The organism is Saccharibacillus kuerlensis DSM 22868 (assembly GCF_000378145.1).
GTDB classification, from domain to species: Bacteria; Bacillota; Bacilli; order Paenibacillales; family Paenibacillaceae; genus Saccharibacillus; species Saccharibacillus kuerlensis.
This window is the reverse complement of record NZ_KB899280.1, coordinates 25635-51742: the sequence shown is the minus strand read 5'-3', so window position 1 is coordinate 51742 and position 26108 is coordinate 25635. Positions and strand designations below refer to the sequence as shown.

Sequence of the window (26108 nt, the reverse complement as noted above, 5' to 3'; positions counted from 1 at the left end):
TCGGAGTTAAGCTTCCGTACTCTCTCATACCCGGCACTCCCGCCTGGTAAACGCTTCAACAGTTTTGCCTGGCGGCCAAAACGGTCTTTTATGGAATCTGATCCAGTTTCCTTATATAATATTTATTATGTAATTGAAATTAAGCTTTTCCAGACAGGGAGGCAGAACATGAACGCAATCAAGACGACAGACATCCGCATTGTGGAATACGAACCCGCTTACGCGGCTTCACTTGCCGAGATGTGGAACCTAAGCGCAGACAGTTGGGGCGGCGACGCTTATGTACATACCGAAGAAGACACGTTAAAAAGACAAGAACGAAGTACTGATCTCCAGACCTTTCTCGCGCTGGACGGCGAGACGGTCGTCGGGTTCTGCAGCTTTTCCTACTATCAGGAAGACGAAGGCGCCCTTTATATTCCGCTGCTGAATGTACGTCCCGATTACCATGGACGCAAAGTCGGTAAAGCTCTCGTGCTCCATGCTGTACAGCGTACGATCGAAATGGGCTGGCCAAGACTGGACCTCTACACCTGGGCAGGCAATACCAAAGCCGTCCCCGCTTATAAGAAATGCGGCTTTTTCTGGGAAAAACGCGATGACGCTACACATCTTATGAACTTTATTCCAACTGTTCTGAATACCGAAGCGGCCGCTCCTTTTTTTGAAACGGCGGACTGGTACGAAGACGGCAGACGTGATCTGTCGGTGCGTCCCGATGATGAGAAGGAGAACGGATTCAACTTCTATACTTACCGCTGGGAAAAAGACGGTCGATCGCTGCTTATGCAGTTCGAACGTACGGGACGTGGTCTGCGCAAGATTGAAACAGAAGATTACTCGGTCGAGTGTGTAATCTCCGGACACCGACTTCCTTTCGGACGGAGTTATCCGGTTACGTATCGAATTGTGAACAAAAGCGGTACGCCGCTGGAAGTCCGCATCACGGGCAAGAACGGCAGGGGCGTCAATTTCGGTCTGAACGAAATTGTGAATCTGAACGAAGCCGGAAGCATGCGCGAAGTACAGGGGTTGTTCGAACTGCCGCAAGCGGCCGAAGAACCGAGCGTGTGGCGTACTCACCCGGGTGTCGAAGCCGAGCTGCGGATCAACGGGCTTCACGCTTCTTTCAAGACCGGGGTCGCTCCTGTCTTCCCAATCAAACTGACTTCTGTCGTCGCGGCAGGCTTATCGTATACAGGCCGGGAAAACGAAATTCAGATCGGTTTCGAAAGCCGTTTTGCGGAAGATGGCGAAATTGAGGTTACACTGCCTCAATCGGATAATGTCTCTTTCAGACCATCCAAGCTGCACCTGAGTCTGCCTGCCGGAGGGAAAGTATCGGCTTCGCTTCAGGCTATCGTGCAGCAGCCGGGAATTGCAGCTTCCAACGTAGATATAGCCGTAACATGCGGCGGTGAATCCTTTTCCGTTACCGGCGAACTGGAAGCTCTCTTCCCTTCCGCTTCCGGGACATTCTGGGGAGAAACGCCGCACAAATGGATCATAGGCAGCGGTCCGGCGATCGTCTCGCTGAAGAAATCCGACAATCAGCTGAGTATACGCATCGCCGGGCAATCAAATCCACCTTTCTCATTTGGTCTGCCGAAGCTCGGCCCGCCTTACAGCGATCGCTTTGTGGAACAGAAACCTTCTGACGTTCGGTTCAAACAGATTGGCGATTTCCTGCTGCTTGAAGCCGATTATGATTGGCAGGAACCTTCCGGTATCCGCCTGACGCTGGTTGCGGAACTTGCATCAAACGGCAGACTTCGGTTAAGCCACCGGGTACTTCGCACTGAAGGTGATCCGCTGACAGAAGAACTCAAACTCAAACTGTCGCTGCCGATTTCGCTTCGTGATGCGGTACTGCCTTACGACGGCACGTTCGTCGACCTTGGTTCGGGAGCCGATGCACTCAATAGGGATTATTGGAAACCCGAGAAGTTCACCGAAAACTGGATGTTTTTCCGCTGGCCGTCTGCCGCATGCGGAATCGTCTGGCCGCAGGAGCTGAAGCCGCAGCGCGATCGATGGCGCTATGCGTTTGATCAATCGATCGGGTCCCTTCAAGCCGGCGAATCGGTATCCACCGTTCCACTGAGCGTCTTCGTCGGTACATTCGAGGATTGGCGTCGTCTGCGAGCTTATGCACTGAAAAAAGGATCGCTTGAGCCGCATCTTGTATGGCCGCCGGCTGAAGCGGAGCAAGCGGAATATGGGCTGCCACTGCTGTCCGATCATTTATCCGCTGTATTGAACGATGGAAATCCGTTTTTGCCGGATACTTTCGAAGTCAAACTCCTCGAACGTAAAAACGTCAATTTAAACGGAACCCTTCGTCTGCACAGCGAATACGGCTTGATTCCACAGACGGAGCTGCATGCCGATGTCTCTCAGGAACTTCGGCATCTGACGAACCCAATTAAACTTGCGTCCCGCCCGGAAAGCGACCTCGTCACCTTTGATTTTGATATGGATGCTTTCGCTTTTAGACGTCGTCAGCTGGTATTTCCGGCAGATGTAAACGCAGCAGATGCCGTCAAAAGTGAAAAACTGACAGTAGAAGGACTTGATGTCTGGCAGGTCGCCAGCGATCAGCTGACCCTGCGCGTCGCACCGGCATTTGCTCCCGCACTGTACTCGCTTCGGTATCAAGACCTTGAATGGCTGCACAGCTCGTTCCCGCAAGCGGGTCCAAAATCATTCTGGAACCCTTGGTTCGGCGGAATTACAAGTACGCCGGCAGGATTGACGCTGCGATCATTGATGGAAGAAGAAATCTCCGCCGATTTCGCCGAATTGAAAGACAATTTCGGGAAAGTATGGTCGGGTATTCGTCTGACCGTCGAAATCACCCGCAGCGAAATGTTCAAAGGACTACGCTATCACCAATACTTCCTGCTCCGAGCAGGCTCTCCGGTTATGGCTTACACGACAATGATTGAACAGCATTCAGGTATTCCGATCGCGGATTCCGTCATGCAGAAACATGCTTTTTATTCCAGCTCGGCCGACCTCCACGACGGACGATTTGAAGTTCGCGATTCACGCGGAAATCCGGTCGTTTACAAAACTGCACGCTACGATATTGATCTTGAATTCGAGGGCGTGCTGCGTGTAAGTTCCGACGAACGCAAGCCAAAAATGCTGGTCGTTCCGGGAGTCGACAGCGCTCTGCAGCAGTACGGCGTTCTCGTCAACGAGCTGGCCGGTATTCTCTATAGCGACCGCTTCGACGGAAGGAACGGTTCGCGCAGCTTTACCCGGCCTTACTTCTATGTATGGACCGACCTGGATCCGCAGGACGAAGAACTTACTGCGCTGCAGCACATCCGTTTCGAACAGGAGGATTTTCCGTCATGAAAATTATCGATGCCCATATCCACTATTCCGAAATTCAAAGTTTCCACCAGACAGCCGAGGAAGTCTCTCGCCTGAGCTACACACCGGAAGGGCTGGCGGATGAGTTTCGCCGTGCCGGTGTAATCGCCGCAGTCGGTATGGGAGTGACCGAGACAGTGCCGGACGGTTTCCCTGACAATGCCGCAGCCAATCCCATGGGTCTCGACCTTGGAGGAGGTACGCTGGATACACTGCCCGCCAACGTTTTCGAGTGCGCAGGCATCAATCCGCATACGCTGCAGGAGCCGGGACAGCTCGAAGCGCTGGAGCGGTCGCTCCAGCATCCGAAAACGGTCGGGATCAAGCTGTATGCGGGCTATTATCATTTTGCGATTAATGATCCGATCTACAATCCGGTGTACGAGCTGGCCGCCAAGTACAAGCTGACAATCGTCGTTCACGGAGGACTCACTTATTCCGATCGGGGACTGTTGAAGTACTCACATCCGCTGTCGATGGAAGAAGCGCTGCTCGCCCACCGCGACATTACCTTCATGATCTGCCATCTCGGTGATCCGTGGGTCATGGATACATCCGCTATGCTGGAGAAAAACCCGAATCTGTATGCCGACCTCTCTGGCTGGTTTGTCGGAGACGATGACAAGATTACCCGTGTGTTGAAAGAACAAACTTACGTCGACCACTTCAAACGCGCGATCGTGTTCTCCGAACGCTACGACCGACTCGTTTTCGGTACTGACTGGCCGCTGATTCCGATTGATTCCTATATCCGCTTCGTTAAGCATCTGATTCCGGAAAACTATTGGCATCATGTGTTCTATCAGAACGCGCTGGATGTGTTTCCAAAGCTGAAAGACGCGATTGGAGCTTTGGAAACGAACTGAACAGTCAAGCGTCTTTGAGCTGCCCGTATAAATGAATTTTAAGTAGTTGAATGCAAAAGATCCCGCTTTAAGCGGGATCTTTTGTATACGTCTTTTTATTCTCCATTTTCTTTGCCAGCTCCGGCTCTGTGCTATACAGCCGTACAAAGGACTAACGAGCGGGTGATCTAGACTTTTCCGTAGCACTTTATTGTCACTCTTCAGTTCGCAAGCCGTATTTAATTCTTTAGTTTCTCACGAATGAATCCATTGTGTGACTTGGCAAGCACGATTCAAGCGGTAATAAATTCATTCTTCACCCGGATTTCTCCGCGCAAAGTCCACGAATTGAAACTTGTCCAGCCGATGGCGTGATTCCGTATATTGGAACAGCGTTGTGTCTTCCAAATAGACATAATTACGCACAATTACGATATGCGTATCACGTGCCAAATCGAGCAGGCGCCGGTCTTCCTCGGATACTTTTTCTACCGAAATTTCTTTTTTAGCATACGCAATCTTCAGCGAAAGCTCGCCTTCCAGATAAGCATAAATCGAATCGCGGGCAGTGTCCTCATTCAGCACAGGAATTACGGAAGCCAGAAAGTAGTCCTTGTCCAAGATGACTTTTTCTCCTTCAATCTCACGTGCACGGACAACTTTCCATACCGGCTCCCCTTCGGCAATCTTAAGCTGACGCGCTATACTTTGCGTACTGGGCACAAGAGCCGTCTCGTGAACCAGTGTTTGAACCGTGCGGCCGAGACGTTCCGACAGCTCTTTGAAGCTGACGAGGCCGGATAACGGGAATTCCATTCGGTTCATGTCGAGCACGAAAGAGCCTTTGCCTCTGATCTTATGAATGTATCCGTTTTGCGACAGCAAATGGAGCGCTTTGCGAACCGTCTCTCTCGACGTCGCGTACTCTTCCGCAATCTCATTTTCGGAAGGCAGCTTAATGCCCGTCTTGAGCAGTCCCGTTTCGATACGCTGCGTATAATCACTATAGATTTGCGAAAAAATGTTTTTATTCATTCGTATCACCGTGACCCATTTTACGGAGTATTTTGTCAAAATGCAAAAAGGTCAATTCTGTAAAAAAACAGCGGCCCGCTTCCGGAAAACAACCGGACAGCGGACCGTCAGGCCAAACTGTAGATAAAGATTCGAAAACATAATTAGAGTTGTCTTATGTTACGCCCTCGCTGCTCAGATGCACCCGCAGAACCGGAGTTTTTCCGGCTTCCGCGCTGCCTAGAACTTCTTCCACTCTCTCGACAATATCCTGTCCGGCCGGAATAATGACTGGAGAGATGGTCGGATAACCGCCTGCTTTGATCTTCTCCATATCGAATTCCAACAGCAGCTGCCCTTCCTTGACTTGGTCGCCGGTTGCGACATGGACTTTGAAGCCTTCTCCCTTCAAGCCTACGGTATCGATCCCGACGTGCACCAGTATTTGAACGCCTGTCATGGAATGTTCCAGAATAACGGCGTGCTTACTCTTATCGATTACATGGGCAACCGTTGCATCGAACGGTGCAAATAGTTTGCCTTCCGAAGGCTCAATTGCGATACCTTCGCCCATCTGCTTTTCTGCAAATGCCGGGTCGGGCACATTATCCAGAAGAACTACATTGCCGCGGATCGGAGCCAGAACGTCCAGAACGTTGACAGCATCCCTGCCAGCTGTTCCGCCAGCCGACGAACCGCTGCGGGAAGCATGCGAGACTACTGCATTTCCGGTATTCGGGATTGGGCTTTTCGCGTTTTCTACCGTTTTCACATCGCGCTCCGCCAAATCTTCTTCGGCCGCTTCGCCAGAATCCGACTGTTTGCGGGTCACAACCTTGCCGTAGAGAAGCGTACCGACAAATGGGACAACCAGACAGATGCCCATACCGATGAAGAAGATTGTCCATTTTTCAACATTGATCGCCAAGAAACCTGGCAGACCTCCGACACCGACCGCAAAAGCACGTACATTGTTCATCGTCAGCAGAACGCCGGCAGTCGCGGAACCAAGCATCCCCATAAACAGAGGATATTTGTAACGCACATTAACTCCAAATACGGCCGGTTCAGTAACACCCAGGAATGCTGTCAGGGAAGTTGTACCCGACAAGCTCTTCATCTTCTGGGTACGAATGACGAACATCATGGCCAGCGCCGCGGCGCCCTGCGCAATATTCGAGAGTGCCAGCATCGGCCAAAGGAAAGTGCCGCCTGTCGAGTTGATCAACTGCAGGTCGACCGCCAAGAATGTATGGTGCATGCCTGTAATAACGAGCGGCGCATACAGTCCCCCGTATAGCAAACCACCGAGCCACGGCACTGTAGCGAACAACCATACTACACCTGCTGTAAGCCAGTTGCCAAGAGCGAAGGTGACCGGACCAATAACGACAAAAGCGAGGAACCCGGTGACGAGAAGCGCTACCGGTGCAACAACCAGCAGCTTAAGCGAATCGGGCACTTTACGGTTCAGCCACTTTTCAATCATTACCAATACATAAGCTGCAGCCAGCATTGGAAGGACCTGCCCTTGATAGCCGACCGCATTGATCTGCAGACCGAACAAGTTCCAAGTTGGAACTGTACCTTCGTTAACGGCGTTTGCATAGTCGTAGGCGCTCAGCAGTCCCGGGTTAACCAGAATCAGACCCAAGATAACGCCAAGCAGCGGACTCCCGCCGAATCGAGTGGCTGCTGACCAGCCGACCAGCGCCGGCAGGAATGTGAACGCGGTACTGGCAATCGTATTGACGATCGCTGCAAAATCCGCCCACTGCGGATACACTTGAATCAGTGATTGCCCTGCGAAGAAGATATCATTGCCCGTCAGCAGGTTGTTGATCCCGAGCAGCAGACCGGCCGTAACGAGCGCCGGGAGCAGTGGAATAAAGATGTCGGACAACGTTTTGATGACCTGCTGAACGGGACTCTTGTGCTTGATCGCCGCCGATTTAACGTCTTCTTTTGTAGCACGCTGGCCGCCGGTAATCGCTATCAATTCTTCATAAGCCTTATCGACAATACCTGGTCCGATAATGACTTGAAATTGACCCTGAGTGGAGAAGTATCCTTTGGCCAATTCATTATCGTCAAGCGCCTGCTTATCGACCTTGCTCTCATCCACAAGTGAGAAGCGAAGACGCGTAACACAGTGCGTTGCGACTTCGATATTGTCTTTGCCGCCTATGGCTTCGACAATCTTCTCGACATCCTCTCTTCTTACCGACATCTTCTCATCTCCATTCACTCTTATAAAATGCCGAGGGAATTACCCCCGGATAATCCACATGAATGATGCATAAGGCTCCAACTTGAGATTCGAGCTCCACTCCGGAACAAATTTCATATTGCCGACCAGCAGTTCAGCTTGCGAAGAGCCTAGATGCCGATAAGCTTCCGGTAATGAAAATTCCGTTTCTTCGCTGCTGAAATTTGATACAACGATCAGCGTATCGCGGTCGTTTATTCGCGCATAAGCGTAGATCTGCGGATGTTCCTCGTCCAAACGAACATAACGCCCGTCGGTAAGAACGTCCTCACTCTTACGCAGCGCAATCAGACGTTTGTAATGACTGAACACGGAATTGGGATCTGTCCGCTGCATTTTAACGTTGATCTCGGGGTACCGTTCGTCCACCTTGATCCAAGGCGTCCCATCTGTAAATCCGGCCTGCGGACCGTAATTCCACTGCATCGGCGTGCGGGCATTATCGCGCGAACGACTGGCGATAATCGCGAATGCTTCTTCCGGTTCCTTGCCCATTTCGATCATAATTCGGTACATGTTCTTGGATTCGATATCGCGGAACTCGGAAATATTGTGCCATTTCGGGTTCGGCATGCCGATCTCCTCGCCCTGGAAGACGTATGGCGTTCCCTGAAGCCCATGCAGTGTTGTTGCCAGCATCTTGGCGCTTGCCACTCTACAGCGTCCGTCGTCGGCAAAACGGGAAAGTGCGCGAGGTTGGTCATGATTGTTCCAGAACAGCGCGTTCCAACCGCCCCCCTCATGCATTCCGATCTGCCAGGAAGACAGCAGCCCTTTCAGCGCTTCGAAGTCGTACGGCATCAATTCCCACTTTTTGCCCTGCGGATAGTCAACCTTGAGATGGTGGAAGTTGAATGTCATGGAGAACTCCCGCTCTTCAGGATTAGAATACCGGATGCAATGCTGTAAGGTGGTCGATGACATCTCTCCGACAGTGACCAGATCGTACGGACCGTATACCCGCTCGTACAGCTCCTTGATGTACTCATGAACACGGGGGCCGTCGGTGTAATACCTGCGACCGTCGCCAGTCATGATGGTACCGTCATCATTCGGGAAATTCTGATCTTTGGAGATCAGATTGATTACGTCCATTCGAAATCCGTCGACGCCTTTGTCTGCCCAAAAGCGCATCAGATCCGCTGCTTCCTGACGTACCTTCTCATTTTCCCAATTCAGATCGGCCTGTGTCTTATCGTACAGTGCCAGATAGTACTGACCGGTCAGCTCGTCATACTGCCAAGCGGAACCGCCGAACTTGGACTGCCAGTTGTTCGGAACACCGCCATCCGGCGCCGGATCACGCCAGATATAATAATCGCGATACGGATTGTCTTTCGACTTGCGGGATTCCTTGAACCACTTATGTTCCGTGGAAGAATGGTTGACTACGATATCGAGCATCAAATGCATATCCCGCTTCCGCAGTTCATCCATTAGTTCGTCGAAATCGTCCATCGTTCCGTACATGGGATCAATTGAGCAGTAATCGGATACATCATAGCCATTGTCATTTTGAGGGGAATTGTAAACGGGCTGCAGCCAGACAATATCGACGCCAAGATCCTTGAGATAATCGAGCTTTTCGGTCAAGCCACGAATATCGCCGACTCCGTTGCCTGTCGTATCATTGAAGCTGCGCGGATATACCTGGTAAACGACCGATCGCCGCCACCATTCCGTCATCTGTGCAATTGTCTTTGTCATCGGTAACCTCCTGCGGGCGCTCAACGGCTTTCCCGGCTGCACCGCGGCGCTCCGGGAATATCGTTTAACCGACCCTTTCTGTATATACAAGTATGTCTCCATCGCCATTCTATACTTGTATATACATGCGGTCAACTCTTCTTTTTAATACCCCAAACAACCCAGCAGTCAAACAGGCAGCCAAAAATAAATGTTCAAACATTCTTACAAAAAGTATGATGTCAAAACATTAAAAACGGCAGCAGAGCTGAATGACTCCTTTATTTCTTTGTTACCCAAAAGTCGGAAAAACAAAAAAGAACAGGAAACGGTTATTACCGTCTCCTGCTCTTTTATCGAGAATCACTCTGTGATTGCTTGTTAATCTCCGTTCCGCCCTGCGTTTACTTAAGCGTGGAACTGACGGCCGTCGTGTACAGCATCCACATACCCGGCACGTACAGTGAAGTCGCCGAAATGTTCGCCGTCCAGACGTTCTTTCGCGTAGCGGTCGATAATCGGACGAAGCGAAGCCAAAATTTCTTCTTCACCGATATTTTCCTTGTACAGCTTGTTGAGTCTGGCACCATCGTGAGCGCCGCCCAGGTACATATTGTACTTGCCCGGTCCTTTGCCGATAAAGGCAATTTCGGCCAACATCGGACGAGCGCAACCGTTAGGGCAGCCTGTCATGCGAATTACAATTTCCTTCTCACGCAGACCCGCTTCGTCAAACATCGGATCAAGCTTATCCAGAAGACTTGGCAGATAGCGTTCCGATTCAGCCATTGCCAGACCGCAGGTCGGCAGGGCTACACATGCCATCGAGCTGCGGCGCAGCGCCGAATAGTGGGCACCGTCCGTCAGATTGTACTGCTGGATCAGTCGATCGATCTTACGCTTCTTCTGCTGACTAACATTACCGATAATCAGGTTCTGGTTGGCGGTCAAACGGAAATCGCCGTCGTGTTCCTTGGCAATCTCACGCAATCCCGTCATCAGCGAATATCCGTCAAAGTCTGCGATCCGTCCGTTTTCGATAAACAGCGTATAGTGCCATTTGCCGTTGCTGCCCTTAATCCAACCGTAACGGTCGCCGTTATGATCGAATCCGTATTCGCGGGCCGGCTGCAGTTCCCAACCCAGACGGCTGTGCAGCTCATTCACGAGCCAGTCAAGGCCCCGGTCATCGATCGTGTACTTGAAGCGGGCATGCTTGCGCACGGCACGGTCGCCGTAATCGCGCTGAATCGTCACAATCTTCTCCGCCAGGTCGATCGACTGCTCGGGTGTGATGAAACCGATCAATTTGCCGAGCTGCGGATACGTCTTGTTATCGCCGTGCGACATTCCCATGCCTCCGCCGACCGTTACGTTGAAGCCGGCCAGTTTTCCGTTTTCGACGATCGCAATAAAGCCTAGATCCTGGGAATAAACGTCGACGTCATTGGACGGAGGAACGGCGATACCAATCTTGAATTTGCGCGGCAGATATACCGGTCCGTAGATCGGCTCCTGCGGGGTGTCGAAGTCCCGGCTGTCCACCACTTTCTCCTCGTCAAGCCAGATCTCATGGTAAGCCCGCGTATGCGGATCGAGATGCCGACTGATCTTGTCCGCCCATTCGTACACTTCCGTATGAACTTCGGACTGATACGGATTCGGATTGCACATTACGTTCCGGTTGACGTCTCCGCAGGCTGCCAGCGTGCTCAGCAGCGCTTCGTTAACTTCACGGATCGTATTTTTGAGATTCCATTTGAGTACGCCATGCAATTGGAACGACTGCCGCGTTGTCAGCCTGATTGTATCGTTACCGTATTTATGAGAAATGCGGTCCATCATCAACCACTGCTCCGGCGTTACCACGCCGCCTGAAGCGCGCACACGAAGCATGAACTGGTAAGCCGGCTCAAGCTTCGACTTGCTGCGTTCGTTGCGAAGATCACGATCATCCTGCATATAGCTGCCGTGGTGCTTCATCAGACGATTGTCGTCTTCCGGGATCGAACCGGTCAGCGGGTCTTTCAACGTCTCTACCAGGCTTCCCCGGAGATAGTTGCTGTTTCGTTTAATGTCTTCCACGTCGCTATGCGGCCGGTCGTGCGGCGGATACTTTTTCCACTCTGTTTCCTGCGTCATGTTCAAGCTTCTCCTTTCCGTTCAAACGGCCCGTCTCAATATCTCGGTGTCTGTAATAAGTGTTAGTACACGTCGCGCTGATAACGCTTCTCCTGCTGCATCCGCAGCAGATACTCGGAAGCCTGCTCGGGGCTTAAGCCTCCGCCCTGTGCAATGATCGTTTCCAGCGTTGTGTGCACATCATGCGCCATATTTTTCTCGTCGCCGCAGACATATACCGCAGCGCCGCCATCGATCCATTCGTAGAGTTCTTTGCTGTTCTCCAACATACGATGCTGGACATATACTTTCTCGTCAGAATCGCGGGAGAAGGCAACGTCCATCTTCGTCAGTACGCCATCTTTGAGCCAACGCTGCCATTCCGTCTGATAGAGGAAATCGGTCGAGAAATGCTGATCACCGAAGAACAACCAGCTCTTGCCGCGAGCATCCGTCTCTTCGCGCTCCGCGATGAACGACCGGAATGGTGCAACACCCGTACCTGGACCGATCATAATGATCGGCGTATCCGGATTGACCGGCAGCTTAAAATTCGGATTGTGCTGAACGAATACTGGAACACGGTCACCCGGTTCCAAACGCTCCGCCATCTGCACGGAGCAGACGCCGTAACGATCGCGTCCTCCGCAGGCATAGCGTACAGTACGAACCGTCAAATGCACTTCGTCCGGCGTCGCCTTCGGACTGCTGGCGATCGAGTAAAGTCTTGCCGGAATCTTGCGCAGAACACCCGTCAATTCGGCAGCAGCTATTCCTTTAAGTTCGAAATCGCGTACCAGATCAAGAAGGTCGTTCTCGCCAAGATAAGCACGAAGTTCATTGGCAGCAGCGGGATCCGTCAGTTTGATCAGCTTTTCGTTACCGCTCAGCTTCGCCACCTGTTCCAGCAGCGGCTTGGTCAGCACCGTAATCTCGTAATACCGATGCAGCGCTTCGCGCAGTGAAGCAGAAGCATTCTTGCCTGTCGGTACGATCTCTTCCGGATTCCAGCCCATCTCCTCAATGATTTCGTCTACGAGACGCGGGTGGTTTTCCGGATAGACACCAAGACTATCGCCCGGTTCATACACAAGGCCGGAATCTTCGAGTGACAATTCCAGATGACGTGTTTCTCGGGCGGAGCCTCGTCCATTCAGATTGATGTTCTCCAATACTTCCGCTTGAAAAGGATTAGTGCGCGAATACTCGGAATCCGGATCCGCGCTAAGCGGTGCCGCAGCATCGGCTGCCGAAGCTGCCGCAGCCGGAGTAGCGCTGAGCGCTTCCGAAACGGCCTTCATCCATTCGCCAGCTGGTTCGTCGAAGTCGACATCGCAGTCGACCCGATCGGCCAGACGCGAAGCGCCCAGCTCTTGCAGGCGAGCATCCATATCTTTGCCTGTCTGACAGAAAAATTCGTAAGACGTATCTCCGAGCGCCAATACCGAGTAGCGGAGCTGATCCAGCTTCGGCGCACGTTTGCTGTGCAAAAATTCATGGAAGGCAATCGCATTATCCGGCGGTTCGCCTTCTCCGTGAGTGCTGACAATAATCAGCAGATCTTCGAGCTTCTTCAGATTGTTAGGCTTGAAGTCTGCCATGGACATGACTTCTACCTTAACCTGCTGTTCTTGAAGACGTTTCGCAAGCTTCTTGGCCAGTCCGCTTCCGTTACCCGTCTGCGAGCCGAACAAAATAGTCGTTTCACGCGGTGCCACAGCAGGAACCGCGTGAGGCGCTGCTGCCACACTTTCGGCGGACACGGCTTGCGCAGCCGGTGCTGCTGTAAGACCCGCAGCCGAAGACTGAGCAGCCAGATAGCCGGTCAACCAAATTCGCTGATGTTCGTTCAAGGCAGGAAGCAGACGATTCAGCAGTTCCGCCTGTTGTTCATTAAATGGGCTGTTCGTTACGTTCAATTCCAAAATATCCACCTCGCACGGCATCATTTCGTTAATGATCCAATTCAATTCCTACTTATTCGATCAGGATTTATTTTTGCTCTCTTGACCCTATCATATGCACAAAAAGCGGTCAATTCGTTTCCTTTTATGAGACTTATCAGATTTTCTGATAATTGGTTAACAAAAGCTTCTTTTACAAAGATGTACGACTTTCAAATCTTTGAAACAAACGCTAAATGACCCGATTTTGATTAAGTTTGTACTTCTCATTACCTTTCTTTATAAGATATTCATCCGTGAGATATTCAACGAATAATGTCGAAAAATATAACAAAAAGTCGAAACCTATTCATTATGTATAGATTTTGCGCGATATAAGAAGAATGGGAAATAGAACGATTTTGTACGGAGGTTTTTAAATGATTAAGATACGAACTTTTCTTGCTTTGATCTTCATTGCTTTTGTTGTCCTGCTTACCGCAACACTCGGCTCTCTCATGAGCGCCCGCTCCACCGAAGCGATTCAGGAAGAAATCGGAACTTCGCTGGCCGGAACCGCTCATCAGATGTCAGACAAACTGGACAACTTCATGTGGTCGCGTTCGGGCGAACTCAAGCTGCTGACAGAACTTGAACCGCTCAAACAAGCCTCAGATGCACGGGCTGTTCAGAATTTGCTTAATCAACTGCAATCCAATTTCCCATCGTTTTCTTGGCTGGGCTTCACGAACAGCAAAGGTGATGTATTGGCTGGCACAAACGGGATTCTGGTCGGAAAAAACATTGCCGAAAGACCTGTGTTTATGGAAGGCATTAACGGTACCTTTATTGGAGACGTTCACGAAGCGGTGCTGCTTGCCAAACTGCTGCCGAATCCCAGCAATGAACCGCTCCAGTTTGTCGATATCAGTTATGCGGTCAAAAACGATGCGGATGAAACGGTAGGCGTACTTGCGGCGCATCTCAGCTGGGAATGGGCCAAGGAAGTAGAACGTACTCTGCTGTATCCTCAAGAGGACCAGAGCAGCGAGTTTGATTTGTTCATCATCAGCAAGCAGGACAATACGGTACTTCTCGGTCCAGACGGCTGGACAGGCAAGCGTCTTGATCTTCACATTATTGATCATGCTCGAACTGGAAAAACTTCCTGGGAACTTGAAGAATGGCCAGACGGAGAAAATTACTTGACCGGTTATGCATACGGCGACGGCTACCTTGATTATCCGGGACTCGGCTGGACGGTACTTGTTCGACAGCCCGAATCTGTTGCTTACGCTCCAGTCGATCAAATTCAACGCGATCTTATTCTGGCCGGACTTCTCGCCGCCGTGCTCTTCGCCGGAATCGGTCTCGCCATTGCAGAATTCATCTCGCGACCGATCCGCAAACTGACTTTGGCCGCCGATCGTATTCGTCAAGGCGGAGAACCCAATATCCCCGAAACCAAAGGATTCAAAGACATTCACAGTCTATCGCTCTCGCTGCGCAGCCTGCTCGATTCCCTGCTGCGCACGGAAAACGCTCTTGGCCAGATGCAAACCGTAGCCTTACGCGACCAACTGACGGAACTGCCAAACAGGCTTGCTCTGGAACGCTATTTGGAAGAAACGGTCGAAAGTTTCGATCCGGATGCTGAGACGCTGTCCTTTATGTATTTGGACTTAGACGGATTCAAAAAAATAAATGATACACTAGGTCATCAGATAGGCGATATTCTGCTTAAAAAAGTCGCGAGACGCCTGCAAAAGACAACGCCTCCCGGAGGCATCACAGTACGACTCGGTGGTGACGAGTTTCTGTTGATTGCACGCAGTCCGCTCTCCAGTGCTCAAGAAGAAGCCGAAAAGCAATCTGCAGAAGTGCTTAAACTGCTGAACAATCCGTTTGTTGTCGGCTTGAATCAACTCTCGATCGGCTGCAGCATTGGAGTCGCCTTCTACCCTCGAAACGAAGACAGCATTACAGAAGTGATCCAGACAGCGGATAAATGCCTTTACCTATCGAAGATGGCCGGCAAAAACCGCGTTACTTTCCATGATCAAGATATTGCCGGAGATTGAGAGCCTAAGAAACTGTACTCTGACAGGCAAGTGTTGTACAAAAAAACCCGTAAGTTCCCTTCCACACTGGGACCTTGCGGGTTTTATTTTATCACTGGAAATAAATCACTAGTAATCATCGGCTGCCAATTATCTAAAAAATGTCCCAGCTTTGCGGTAAAGCTGTTCCTGCCAGCGCGGACTGTTTTGAATCATCTCATGCATCGTTTCCGTATCGACGCGGCGGCCTGCCGCATTATGCATAATTAACGTACGCCCTTGATACTCGACCTGGTAACCAAACCAAGCCGAGATCAGAGGCACGACTTCATCGCGATATGGACGCATCGTCAACAATTGAAGAAAGGTATGGTAACTGAGCGAGCACCCGGAATCCGGAGCTCTGCGCACGTATTTAGGCTTGATTGCAGCTTCGCATTCAGGACATCTGTGCTGCATCCCCAGTCGATAATTCGGCGTTTCAAAGCGAAACGCGCACTCGGGACAGCCGACCAGCGCAAGATCGCGCCGGGCATTATCGGGAACATGAACATTCATGGGAATCTCTTCGCTCCTTTTATTTGCAGCACCCCATACATTGACCTTATTTCACACTTGACCAACGCTGCGGCGTGTCGTTTTCTTTGGTTTCCTATTCTACTCTTATTGTACCAATAAAAAAAGCCCTGTTCAAAAACAGGGCCAGAGTTGTCAGAGTGATTATTCAAGAAAACGGAAAACCGCCAAATGGAAAAATCGGTTGGAAGCATCAGGACAATAGCAGTAGGAGAAAACCATATTCAAAGCCAAAGATCCGCAGATTAGTGAAAATTATCCCCAGACTTCGTCGGCGACTTCCTTCACAAAGCGAAGCTTCGCCCACTGCTGTTCTTCGGTCAGCACGTTGCCTTCTTCTGTAGAAGCGAAGCCGCACTGCGGGCTGACGCATAGCTGATTGATATCGACATACTTCGCCGCCTCTTCAATCCGGGCCAAAATTTGCGCTTTATCTTCCAGCTCACCGAATTTCGAACTGAACAGACCGAGTACAACCTGCTGGTTTTTGACATGCTTCAGCGGTTCGAATCCGCCTGCGCGCTCGCTGTCATATTCCAGATAGAAAGCCGATACGTTGGCACCGCCGAACAGAATTTCCGCAATCGGATCGTAACCTCCACCCTCGCCAGCATACGTCGACTTGAAGTTGCCGCGGCAGACGTGCGTCGTTACGACAAGATCGGCCGGCAGATTCTCGATCGCCAGGTTGTTGACATAGAGGAAGCCTTTGGCCATCTCATTGATGTCAACGCCCGCTTCTTCCTGCATCGCACGGAATTGGCGGTCGCTAAGCGCACCCCAAGTGCAGTCATCGAGCTGGATATTCCGGCAGCCCGCCTCGTAGAAAGCCAAAATCGCATCACGGTAGGCTGCGCCCACGTCCGTGTACAAGTCCTGCAGATTCGGATAGAACTCGTCGACCGTCTTGCGATTGTCGCCGCGGAACAATTCGAACAACAGCTGAGCCGGAGCAGGGATCGTCTGGCGAGCGACGACATCATCGCCGGCCACACTTTTCAGGAATTTGAAGTCTTCGACCATCGGATGCTGCGAACCTTCGCCGACTTTTCCGGTTAAGAGAGCCGTCTCGGCCCGGGATTCTACACCATGGAATAGATAGCCGCTCTCCGAAGACTTCTTGTCGACGCCGCCCAGTCCCCAGAAGAAGTCGAGATGCCACCAAGAACGGCGGAATTCACCGTCCGTTACGCCTTTGAGTCCAACTTCCTTCTGCTTCTGCACCAGCTTGATGATCTCTTCGTCTTCCACTTTGCGAAGATCATCAGCGCTAATCTCGCCTGCCGCAAACTTCGTACGAGCATCCTTGATCGCCTGCGGACGCAGGAAGCTGCCTACAATATCGTGACGGAATGGAACCGTATCGCGCTGAACCGCTTGTTCGAAAATGGTACTCATAAATAATATCCTCCTCGGGAATGCGGAATTGAATTTCATGTTTCGTCAAGTGTTGATGCCAGTGAACCGTTCCTCATCTATCGTTAGCCCGATTGCTAACTTGCACGATTGGATTAGGATTTACTATACCATGTCCGAATTACGCCGGCATAACGCTTAAAAGCTATACCCTGCTATCACGAATTGTTATAATGGGGTATAGCAGTCGGAATTAAAAGTTTTTAATTAAATCCTTTTGATTAACAGTTCTATCGGAAAATGCAGCTGTTATCCTGCCCACACTTCCGCAGCCGTATCAATCACCAGACGGATCTTGTCCCACTGTTCCTCCTCGGTCAGCAGATTCCCTTCTTCCGTAGAAGCAAACCCGCATTGGGTGCTCAGGCACAGCTGATCAAGCGGAACGAAAGATGCCGCTTCCGCAATGCGAGTCTTCAGTACTTCTTTGCTTTCCAGACTGCCGTGCTTGGTTGTCACAAGCCCCAGTACGACGAACTGATCGCGTATATATCGCAGCGGTTCGAAACCGCCGGCACGTTCATTATCGTACTCGAGGAAGAAGGCATCGACGCGGCAGCCGCCGAACAAGGCTTCGGCTACAGGCTCATAGCCCCCTGAAGCGAACCATGTGGAATGAAAATTGCCGCGGCAGACATGCAGACCGATCGTCATATCTTCAGGGCGATCGGCGATCGACTCGTTGATCAGCCTGACATAATCGTTCGCAAGCTGGTCGGGGTCTGTTCCCTGACTGCGCAGCTGAGTACGGTGCAGCAGGCTGCACAGCGTCCCCCAAGATGTATCATCGAACTGCAAGTACCGGCAGCCGGCATCGTAGAAAGCACGGATTGCATCCCGGTACACTTTGACAATATCCGCATACAGCTCCTCGTCATTGCTGTAGGCGCTTCCGCCGTTATAGCGCTGTACAAAATGGAACAGCGCCGGCGAAGGAAGAGTTATTTTCGCTGCCGACTCCCCGGCCAGATCTCGCAGTGACTTGAAATGCCGCAGCATAGGATGGTCGCCAAAAGAGATTTTTTTCGACACACGGAATGTTTCCGCGCGCTGCTTGGCATCGGTTCTGCCGGCATTCAGGTCAATTTTCTCCGTCCCCTCAATACCGAAAAAGAAATCGAGATGCCACCAAGAGCGCCGGAATTCGCCATCGGTCACCACTTGGAGGCCAAGTTCCTGCTGCCGCTCTACGAGTTTGGCAATCTCCGCCGTTTCAAGCTCGTATAATCCTTCGCTTGTAAGTTTTCCTTCACGGTGCAGCTTACGGGCTTCGATCAGCTCCGGCGGACGCAGAAAGCTGCCTACGAGATCGCAGCGAAAAGGCGGTTTAGTTCGGGTCGTGCCAATCACTGGACTTTGCATACGTTCCCCCCGAGTTATAGATAAAAATAAGATCAAAAATTAAGGTTCGCTTATACGGATAACAGACAAGATGTTCCATACTAGAACAGGAATTGATTCGCCGCAAAGTAACGTCTTGCCACCAAGTCGTTCAGTAGGTCAATGTAGGAAGCCGCAACTCTGCTCGGACGCCGGTCTTTGTGCGTAATCCATCCGATTGTGAACAATTCGGCCGTCTCAACCGGTACCGACTTCAACACGGATCCGTCAAGTTCAGCCGCCAGGATGCCAGTACCGATTGTATAACTTTCGGTACCTGCCAGCAGACTGGACAGCGTTGCACGGTCATTGACCTTAATATTGCGGGCCGTCTCGGGCAAGTTCATCAGTTCTTCCGAGAAGTGCAGCGAGCTGTTCTCCCCCTGATCGAACATAATGTACGGATACGCCTGGAGATCGTCCACTTTCACCGCATCCCGGCGCGCGAGCGGATGCGAAACGCCGATTAAAATATGCGGCTGCGTATTGAACAGCGGCGTGAACTTTAGACTGCCATCGCTGAAGAGCTTATTCATGACTCTGGCGTTTCGGTCACACAGATACAGAATGCCTAAGTCACTGCGAAGTGTTCGAACATCTTCGATAATATCGTAAGTCTGCGTTTCTCTCAGCGTGAACGTATATTCTTCCTCATTGCTGCCTTCGACCAAAGCGGCAAATGCTTCGGAAGCAAATGAGTAATGCTGAGTCGACACGGAAAAGTGCAGGGTGCTGCGACGCTTGTTTTTGTAACGCCCTTCCAGCAGTTCCGCTTGTTCGACAATTTGCCGGGCGTGAGCCATAAACTCTACGCCGTCAGCAGATAAGGTAATTCCCCGATTGGTTCGATCGAAAATAGTAATGCCCAGTTCCTGCTCCAGATCTTTGATCGCGTTGGAGAGGCTCGGCTGCGAAATAAACAGACGTTTGGCTGCCTCATTGATCGATCCGCAGCCCGCTACCTCAATCGCATATCTGAGCTGCTGTAAGGTCAAGTGCTTTCCCCCGCTTTCAGCTTACACCGTACTTTTTTTCCCATGAGCCCTGCTGTTTGCGAATCAATACGATCTGTCCGATATGATAAGCGTTGTGGATGGTCAGGTGCGTAAGATCATCCATCCACTTGTCCAACTGCTCGTCTTCGGCCTGCTCGACGGCATTGATCCAAGCGGCCATCGTATTGTCATAAACTTTCAGCGCGGCTCCCCATGCACGGTCTTCACCGTCTTGAGGCTCGAACGTATCGTCGTTGCTGCTAACCTCAGGAATCGAAACTTTGGTGTCCTGGAATCTTTTCAGATAACGATCGTTATAGAAATTCAGATGCCGCACAATTTCGTGCACGCTGTTCATCTCTTCATTGCTTTTCCAATCCGCCTGCTTTTGGGTCAGCCCTTTGACAGAAGCTTTCATAGACGTAAACCAACCACTTTCATTGCGGCAGGCCCGAAGCTGTTTCAGCAGGATTTCTTTGTTCGTCATCATTACCCTCCCGTATTCATTTGTCGCTCGGCAAGTTCCAGATGATAGTCGCCGACCGCTCCTTCTTCATACAGATTGTCCAGCGATGTCGAATAATTATGGATGTCCGTCTCAAGATCAACTCCGGCTGCCGGTACCCGCAAACGGAATGTTCCCTTGTACAACAGAGTGGCTACGTCGTGATATTGTTGATGCGTTACTTTGAAGTCGAAGGCGAACACCCGCCGCTTACAGCCTTCGACTGTCTCAACTTCAAACTCGCGAAATCCGGTTGCCTCAAATTCATGTCCGTCGATCCAGAGTTCGGTACTTGTGCTTTCGTCGTTTATATCTTCGATGTTCATGGGTTCGCCTCCTTTTTATGTATCACTATAGAAAGCAGTTTTACTATATCGGATTTGCGAACAGGATTCCAGAGCCTTACACTGCAAGTAGAGATCCGATCCTTAAAAAGGAGACTTCTTATGCGCTTAAAAACCGAACCTGTAACGAAACATTCACCCAATTTTCCTCAGATCAAAAACCTTTACAATGAAGCGTTCCCGCCAAAAGAAAAGGCTCCGCTGTCAATCCTTCTTAGGAAAGCGCGAAAGCCCTTTGTCGATTTTACTGCCTATTACGCTGAAGAATCCGCCAACCGAACCTTCATCGGATTCACCTATCTGGCGTATCATGAAAATCTGGTATTTGTCATGTATCTGGCTGTTGATCCGAGCCTTCGCTCGAAAGGATACGGCAGCGAGATCTTGGAACAGCTTCGCCGGTCGTATCCGGACAGCCGCATCATACTGAATATCGAAGCCGCTGATCCCAACGCTCCCAATCATGCGGAACGCCTGCGCAGAAGAGAATTCTATGTACGCAGCGGTTATACCGGATCAGGCTTTCATGTTCAAGAATTCGGCGTCCTTTACGAGGCACTCGTACACGGCGGACCGGTGGAACCCCAGCAATTTTTGCGCCTGCACAGACGGTTTATGGGTTTCCCGCTGTCGGTGCTGGGACGTCTGAAGATTTTTTCAAAGCCGGACGTGCCCCTGAAGACTGACGAATGAGGAACATGAACATCCCGACCAACACAAGCAGCCCTCCGCCGATCTGAATCCAAGTCATATGCTCGCCGAGCAGCCAGACTGCAAGCAGCGAAGCGCCGACCGGTTCGCCAAGAATGCTCATGGAAATGGTCGTGGCGTTGACGTAATTCAGCAGCCAATTGTTGATCAGATGAGCAATCGTCGGCACAATGGCCAATAGAGCGAATACACCCCAGTCTTTTGCCGGATAATCGAAAAACACCTGAACCGTCGCCAAATTGTAGAGGGTCAGGAACACCGCAGCGGAGAGGAACACGCAGAAGCTGTAGATCCAGTGCGACACTTTCTTAACCGCATTCTGCCCGATAAACAGATACCCGACGACCGCGATTACGCACAGGAACGACAGAACATCTCCCTGAATCGCCTGCGCACTCAGTCCGAAATCTCCCCAACCAATGATCATTACACCAAACGTAGCGACGATCAGCGCAAAAATCGCTCCTCGCGTCGTCCGTTCCCGAAACAGAATAAATCCGACGATCAGCGACACAAAAGGCTGCAGTGCCAAAATGATGGTTGAGCTGGCTACTGTGGTCAACTTCAGCGATTCAAACCACAGTGCGAAGTGCATCGCCAAGAACAGTCCGGATAAGATCAGCAGTCGTGCTTCTTTCCCCCCGATTCGCTTGAATTCGCTCCGCTTGATCCAGACGACCGGCAGCATGAGAATGCAGGCGAACCACATCCGGTACATACTCAAAATCGTAGACGGCGCGTCCGACCATTTGACGAAGATTGCCGAGAACGAAACGGCGATAATCGAGATGGTCAGCGGAATTGCAATAGATTTTTTCATGGTTCTCTCTGTCTCCCCAATCGTTCTTGTCTATAGACCTGCCGATACCAATCGACCGGATCTATCATATCAGCAATAACGACGAAAAAGAACACTTGGCAAGGCGCATATGGCCGCTTTCTTGGCTGCATTTGCCGTCTGAGTCAAACGCAAACAGAAGGGTTAAGTCACTTTATACCTATTTGACGAATTTTGTCTAACAAGATTTGCTTATTTTTTTATTTTGAACCATTCGGGAGTGACGACATGCTTGAAATTAAAGCGGCCAAGTCGCAGATCGAAGCTTTACTCGAAGAAATTTTCACATTCAGTTTCAATCAAGCTCCGGGAAAAACAGCGATTTATTGGGATGAACGGTCTTTGATTATTCATCTGGAAGATTTTATGGGAGCGGAAATGCAGCGGCTGATTAGGCAGCAGGATCCCGATGCTTTGCGCTCTGTTCAAGAATTGATGATTGAATACCTTCTTCCTAAGCTGGCGCAGCAGATCAAGGAAACGACCGGCTTGAACATCGGTAATTTCTATTATGACTGGTCTGATCGGGACCTCTCCTGTATGCTGGTCGGACTTCCTGAAGAACCTCTTTACCGCACACAGGAAGACTATTATCCCGGCAAAGATGCGGTTCATCAACAGATTGGAAAAGTCACCTATGAAATTGAAAAAGTACCGGATGCCACTTATTCATATTGGGCTGCCGAACACATTCTGGTCATTGTGCGCGAAGGAATTCTGATCAAAATTGAGAAGGCGTTCATCGATCAAGGAGCTACCGAAATTTTGAGAAAAGTCAAACGGAATCTGGAAAAAACAGTGATTATCAGGGAAGGCAATATCGGAGAAGTGCTGAATCGAAAGGTTCAAGATGTTTATCTCGATTGGTCATTCGGTGAAAACAAAAGTCTGCTCGTTCATGTTTTTGAGAAATAGAAAACGAAGCCAATAAAAAATCCGGTTCCTTTTGTCTTGCGACAAGGGGACCGGATTTTTGCTGAGCATATACTAATTCAGCCCATACACAAACTCATGGATCAACGATATAGAAGTGTACTCCCTCACATTACGTATTCAAAACGTTCCGCTTCTCCTGCTCTCGCAGCTCAATTCGGCGGATCTTGCCCGAAGCGGTCTTCGGAAGATCGGTTACGAACTCGATCTTGCGCGGATATTTATAAGGAGCCGTCCATTCTTTGACGCGTGTCTGCAGTTCTTTGACCAGCTCTTGCGAACCTTCGACACCATCGCGCAGCACGATGAATGCTTTGACGACGCTGCCGCGGATCTCGTCCGGACTTGCAACAGCTGCGCACTCTTTGACAGAAGGATGCTTCATCAGTGCTTCTTCAACCTCAAACGGTCCGATCGTGTATCCCGAGCTGATGATGATATCGTCGCCGCGGCCTTCGAACCAGAAGTAACCTTCTTCATCCAGACTCGCACGGTCTCCAGTAATAAAGAACTCGCCGCGCATGGACTGACCTTTGCGATCCGGGTCTTTGAAGTATTCGCGGAACAGCGCCGGCAGCTCTCCATGTACGGCAATATTGCCAACCGTGCCCGGAGGCACCGGTACGCCTTCGTCGTCGACAACAAGCGCCAGACCGTCAGCCATCGACTTGCCCATCGCGCCGAGACGGATCGGAGAATCGATAAGGTTGCCGATCAGCAGTGTGCTCTCCGTCTGTCCGTAACCGTCACGAATCGTCAGGTTATGATGCTTCTGGAACTCGTTGATCACTTCCTGATTCAGCGGCTCGCCTGCGGAAACGGCGCTGCGCAGATTGCTCAGGTCGTATTCTTCCAGCCCATGTACCTTAACCATCAGCCGGTATTCGGTCGGTGTACAGCACAGCACGCCGATCTTGTAATCCTGCAGCAGATGCAGATAGCGTTTCGGTTCGAACGTCCCGCTGTATACGAATCCGGTAGCGCCATTGCCCAGCACCGACAGGAACGGACTCCAAATCCATTTCTGCCAACCCGGAGCCGCCGTCGCCCAAACCGTATCGCTCTCGCGGATATCCAACCAGGAAGCCGTAATGCGCAGATGCGCATAAGCCCAACCGTGCGTATGCACAACGCCTTTCGGATTGCCGGTCGTGCCTGAAGTGTAAGCCAGAATCGCCATATCGTCGCGCAGCGTGCTAACTGTCTCGAACGTGTCCGGTTGTCCTTGCATCAGATCATTCAGGTTCACCCAACCTTCGACCTTGGTCGAATCGCCTTCCTCGGTCACGAGAATGCGATGGTCGAGCGCAGGCAGCTCCTCTTCGATCCGATCGACTTCGCCCGTAACAGATGGCCAGGAGATCACGGCGCGCGCTTCCGAGTGCAGCAGGCGATACGACAAGTCTTTGGCACGCAGCATTTCGGACGACGGGATAATGACCAGCCCAAGCTTCAGGCAGGCCATATAGATCACGTAAGCCACGATGCGCCGAGGAACCGTCACAAGCACTTTGTCGCCTTTTTGAAGTCCAAGCTTCGATAGACCGCCTGCCAATCTATTCGCCTGCTTCAGCAGTTCACCATATGTAATCTCTGCCTGCTCGCCTGCTTCCCCAAGCCATTTAAGTGCAATTTTGTCCGAGGCATAATGCTCCATCTCGGAAGTTAAGTTATATTGTTCGGGAGCTACCCATTCGCTGTATTTCATTTGATTCTTCTCCTTTATTGAAAACATAGTCGTGAAACGAATCTTAAAAGTGAATCTTTCTCCGCTTGCACAGCAGCATCATCGTTAAATGCCGAGTACCATACTAGGAGTTAACGGGTTTTATTATATCATGTATTAGGACCAGGTGTTAAGCGTCCTCATGTATTCTTCATGAACGTTAATTATTGAATATTAATATAACCTTTTATAACTTTCGGCTATATTGTGACGTCCTTCACAACATTAAATCTGGAATCTGTTTTAATGAGTAGGTAGATCAATTTTAGCGGAGGCGAACAACATGAGTTTTGACGGTGCAGTAATAGAACGAAACGGCCGTAAATTTATCGTGATTGCGGTAAAACCCCATATGTTAAGTTACTCCGGCGCCTGCGAAGAAGCCGAAGCCAAATAGGCTCCTCCCTTCCCCAATCTTCCTATTGTTCTGATGTCGCAGGATGTCCAAGGCATGCTGAAATATTGCGGTGACAGCGAGTGTACGGATTGTCTCTCCAATCTCGATCCTTCCTTTATTCCGTGGCAGACCTATACTTCTGTTCCTGAAAGGGGATTTGCACTGCGGTGATTGCCGGAGTGCTTTTCTTTTCTGGCTTTTTTTCGAGATTTTCGTTTTTTTGATTTTCTATTGTGAATTATTCAGGTGGTGATGTTTAATTTTGCAATTCTACAATAAATCATATACTATGGTTACAATATACCCCCGCAGGGTATAATCCAATAAGAAATACTGTGCCGCTTATACAAATTTAATCACTGTAACTCATAGTCAAAGGAGGACAATTTCATGATGAAAAAAAGATTAGCTTTACCGACAATTATGATAGCCCTTACTCTCAGCGCCTGTGGCAATAGCGAAATTAATGAATCTTCGAGCAGCACTAATACGCCTGTCGAGCACAGCAGTGAAGTAACGGATCATGGGGACATGCATACTATGGAACACTCGAATTCGGCGGAAATTCCTGAAGGGTTAACGGAAGCTTCAGATCCTGAGTTTCCTGTTGGCTCTCAAGCGATCATGGAGGTTGATCATATGCCCGGCATGAAAGGAGCGGAAGCGACTATCGTAGGGGCCTATGACACAACCGTATATGCAGTCTCGTATACTCCCATGACAGGCGGAGAGCCGGTAAGAAATCATAAATGGGTTATTCAAGAAGATCTCGAAAACCCGGAATCCGAACCGCATCAACCAGGCGATACAGTGGTTTTGAACACAGATCATATGTCAGGGATGAAAGGCGCATCAGCCACCATTGATTCAGCCGAACAGACGACAGTCTATATGGTGGACTATACGCCGACAACCGGAGGAGATCCGGTGCGAAATCATAGATGGCTGACCGCAGAGGAATTGTCGTCTGCAGCTCAATAAATTTGATCAAACTCCGATAAAAACAAATAACAATTACTTGCTTG

Annotated in this window: 19 protein-coding genes; 6 read left to right on the top strand and 13 right to left on the bottom strand. The window is 50.5% G+C overall.

All coding sequences use genetic code 11. The features are described 5' to 3' along the window. Positions 1 to 168 precede the first annotated feature (168 nt). Together F456_RS0106360 and F456_RS0106355 are read left to right on the top strand one after the other, a co-directional pair. Entirely contained in the window at positions 169 to 3366 is a 3198-nt protein-coding gene (locus F456_RS0106360) for a GNAT family N-acetyltransferase (RefSeq protein WP_018976171.1), read from the top strand. Next, positions 3363 to 4250 (top strand): amidohydrolase family protein, encoded by an 888-nt coding sequence (locus F456_RS0106355; protein WP_018976170.1) that lies wholly within the window; start codon positions 3363 to 3365, stop codon positions 4248 to 4250. The genes F456_RS0106360 and F456_RS0106355 overlap by 4 nt, the downstream gene beginning before the upstream one ends. A gap of 288 nt (positions 4251 to 4538) precedes the next feature. Here the strand turns inward: F456_RS0106355 and treR are convergent, their stop codons facing one another. The 5 genes from treR to F456_RS0106325 all read right to left on the bottom strand — a co-directional run bounded on the left by treR (position 4539) and on the right by F456_RS0106325 (position 13244). Beyond that, positions 4539 to 5264: a trehalose operon repressor gene (treR, locus tag F456_RS0106350; protein WP_018976169.1), complete on the bottom strand. Its 726-nt coding sequence runs from the start codon at positions 5262 to 5264 to the stop codon at positions 4539 to 4541. Positions 5265 to 5418: 154 nt separating this feature from the next. After that, on the bottom strand, positions 5419 to 7473 hold the full coding sequence (gene treP / locus F456_RS0106345; protein ID WP_018976168.1) for a PTS system trehalose-specific EIIBC component: 2055 nt from the start codon (positions 7471 to 7473) through the stop codon (positions 5419 to 5421). Between the two features lie 39 nt (positions 7474 to 7512). Next, positions 7513 to 9219: an alpha,alpha-phosphotrehalase gene (treC, locus tag F456_RS0106340; protein WP_018976167.1), complete on the bottom strand. Its 1707-nt coding sequence runs from the start codon at positions 9217 to 9219 to the stop codon at positions 7513 to 7515. Between the two features lie 387 nt (positions 9220 to 9606). Next, the gene (gene cysI / locus F456_RS0106330) at positions 9607 to 11340 is read right to left on the bottom strand and encodes an assimilatory sulfite reductase (NADPH) hemoprotein subunit (RefSeq protein ID WP_018976165.1); all 1734 of its coding nucleotides are present in this window, start codon (positions 11338 to 11340) and stop codon (positions 9607 to 9609) included. Positions 11341 to 11402: 62 nt separating this feature from the next. After that, complete coding sequence (locus F456_RS0106325) at positions 11403 to 13244, bottom strand: assimilatory sulfite reductase (NADPH) flavoprotein subunit (protein ID WP_026293690.1); 1842 nt, start codon at positions 13242 to 13244, stop codon at positions 11403 to 11405. A 398-nt stretch (positions 13245 to 13642) separates the two neighbouring features. Here F456_RS0106325 and F456_RS0106320 point away from each other — a divergent pair, with 398 nt between their 5' ends. Further along, positions 13643 to 15283, top strand: a complete 1641-nt coding sequence (locus F456_RS0106320; RefSeq protein ID WP_018976163.1) for a diguanylate cyclase domain-containing protein — start codon at positions 13643 to 13645, stop codon at positions 15281 to 15283. A gap of 129 nt (positions 15284 to 15412) precedes the next feature. Here the strand turns inward: F456_RS0106320 and F456_RS0106315 are convergent, their stop codons facing one another. From F456_RS0106315 to F456_RS0106290, 6 genes are all read right to left on the bottom strand, one after another. Then, complete coding sequence (locus F456_RS0106315; protein WP_018976162.1) at positions 15413 to 15820, bottom strand: hypothetical protein; 408 nt, start codon at positions 15818 to 15820, stop codon at positions 15413 to 15415. Positions 15821 to 16093: 273 nt separating this feature from the next. After that, on the bottom strand, positions 16094 to 17236 hold the full coding sequence (locus tag F456_RS0106310; RefSeq protein ID WP_018976161.1) for a 5-methyltetrahydropteroyltriglutamate--homocysteine S-methyltransferase: 1143 nt from the start codon (positions 17234 to 17236) through the stop codon (positions 16094 to 16096). Between the two features lie 267 nt (positions 17237 to 17503). Beyond that, the gene (locus tag F456_RS0106305) at positions 17504 to 18616 is read right to left on the bottom strand and encodes a 5-methyltetrahydropteroyltriglutamate--homocysteine S-methyltransferase (RefSeq protein ID WP_018976160.1); all 1113 of its coding nucleotides are present in this window, start codon (positions 18614 to 18616) and stop codon (positions 17504 to 17506) included. 80 nt (positions 18617 to 18696) lie between these two features. After that, the gene (locus tag F456_RS0106300; protein ID WP_018976159.1) at positions 18697 to 19629 is read right to left on the bottom strand and encodes a LysR family transcriptional regulator; all 933 of its coding nucleotides are present in this window, start codon (positions 19627 to 19629) and stop codon (positions 18697 to 18699) included. 16 nt (positions 19630 to 19645) lie between these two features. Then, positions 19646 to 20116, bottom strand: a complete 471-nt coding sequence (locus F456_RS0106295) for a DinB family protein (protein WP_018976158.1) — start codon at positions 20114 to 20116, stop codon at positions 19646 to 19648. Positions 20117 to 20118: 2 nt separating this feature from the next. Further along, entirely contained in the window at positions 20119 to 20460 is a 342-nt protein-coding gene (locus tag F456_RS0106290; protein ID WP_018976157.1) for a DUF3219 family protein, read from the bottom strand. 120 nt (positions 20461 to 20580) lie between these two features. Between F456_RS0106290 and F456_RS23940 the strand changes: the two genes are divergently transcribed. After that, positions 20581 to 21171 carry a GNAT family N-acetyltransferase gene (locus tag F456_RS23940; protein WP_169577833.1) on the top strand — a complete coding sequence of 197 codons (591 nt, stop codon included), beginning with the start codon at positions 20581 to 20583 and terminating at the stop codon, positions 21169 to 21171. Here F456_RS23940 and F456_RS21910 read toward each other — a convergent pair. Continuing rightward, positions 21092 to 22009: a DMT family transporter gene (locus tag F456_RS21910; protein WP_018976155.1), complete on the bottom strand. Its 918-nt coding sequence runs from the start codon at positions 22007 to 22009 to the stop codon at positions 21092 to 21094. The genes F456_RS23940 and F456_RS21910 overlap by 80 nt on opposite strands. Before the next feature lie 246 nt (positions 22010 to 22255). Here F456_RS21910 and F456_RS0106275 point away from each other — a divergent pair, with 246 nt between their 5' ends. Next, on the top strand, positions 22256 to 22942 hold the full coding sequence (locus tag F456_RS0106275; protein ID WP_018976154.1) for a Na-translocating system protein MpsC family protein: 687 nt from the start codon (positions 22256 to 22258) through the stop codon (positions 22940 to 22942). A 130-nt stretch (positions 22943 to 23072) separates the two neighbouring features. Here F456_RS0106275 and F456_RS0106270 read toward each other — a convergent pair whose 3' ends face one another. Next, on the bottom strand, positions 23073 to 24668 hold the full coding sequence (locus F456_RS0106270) for an acetate--CoA ligase (RefSeq protein ID WP_018976153.1): 1596 nt from the start codon (positions 24666 to 24668) through the stop codon (positions 23073 to 23075). A gap of 805 nt (positions 24669 to 25473) precedes the next feature. Between F456_RS0106270 and F456_RS0106260 the strand changes: the two genes are divergently transcribed. Beyond that, a complete protein-coding gene (locus tag F456_RS0106260; RefSeq protein ID WP_018976151.1) occupies positions 25474 to 26064 on the top strand; it encodes a YdhK family protein in 591 nt (196 codons plus the stop codon). Positions 26065 to 26108 lie beyond the last annotated feature (44 nt).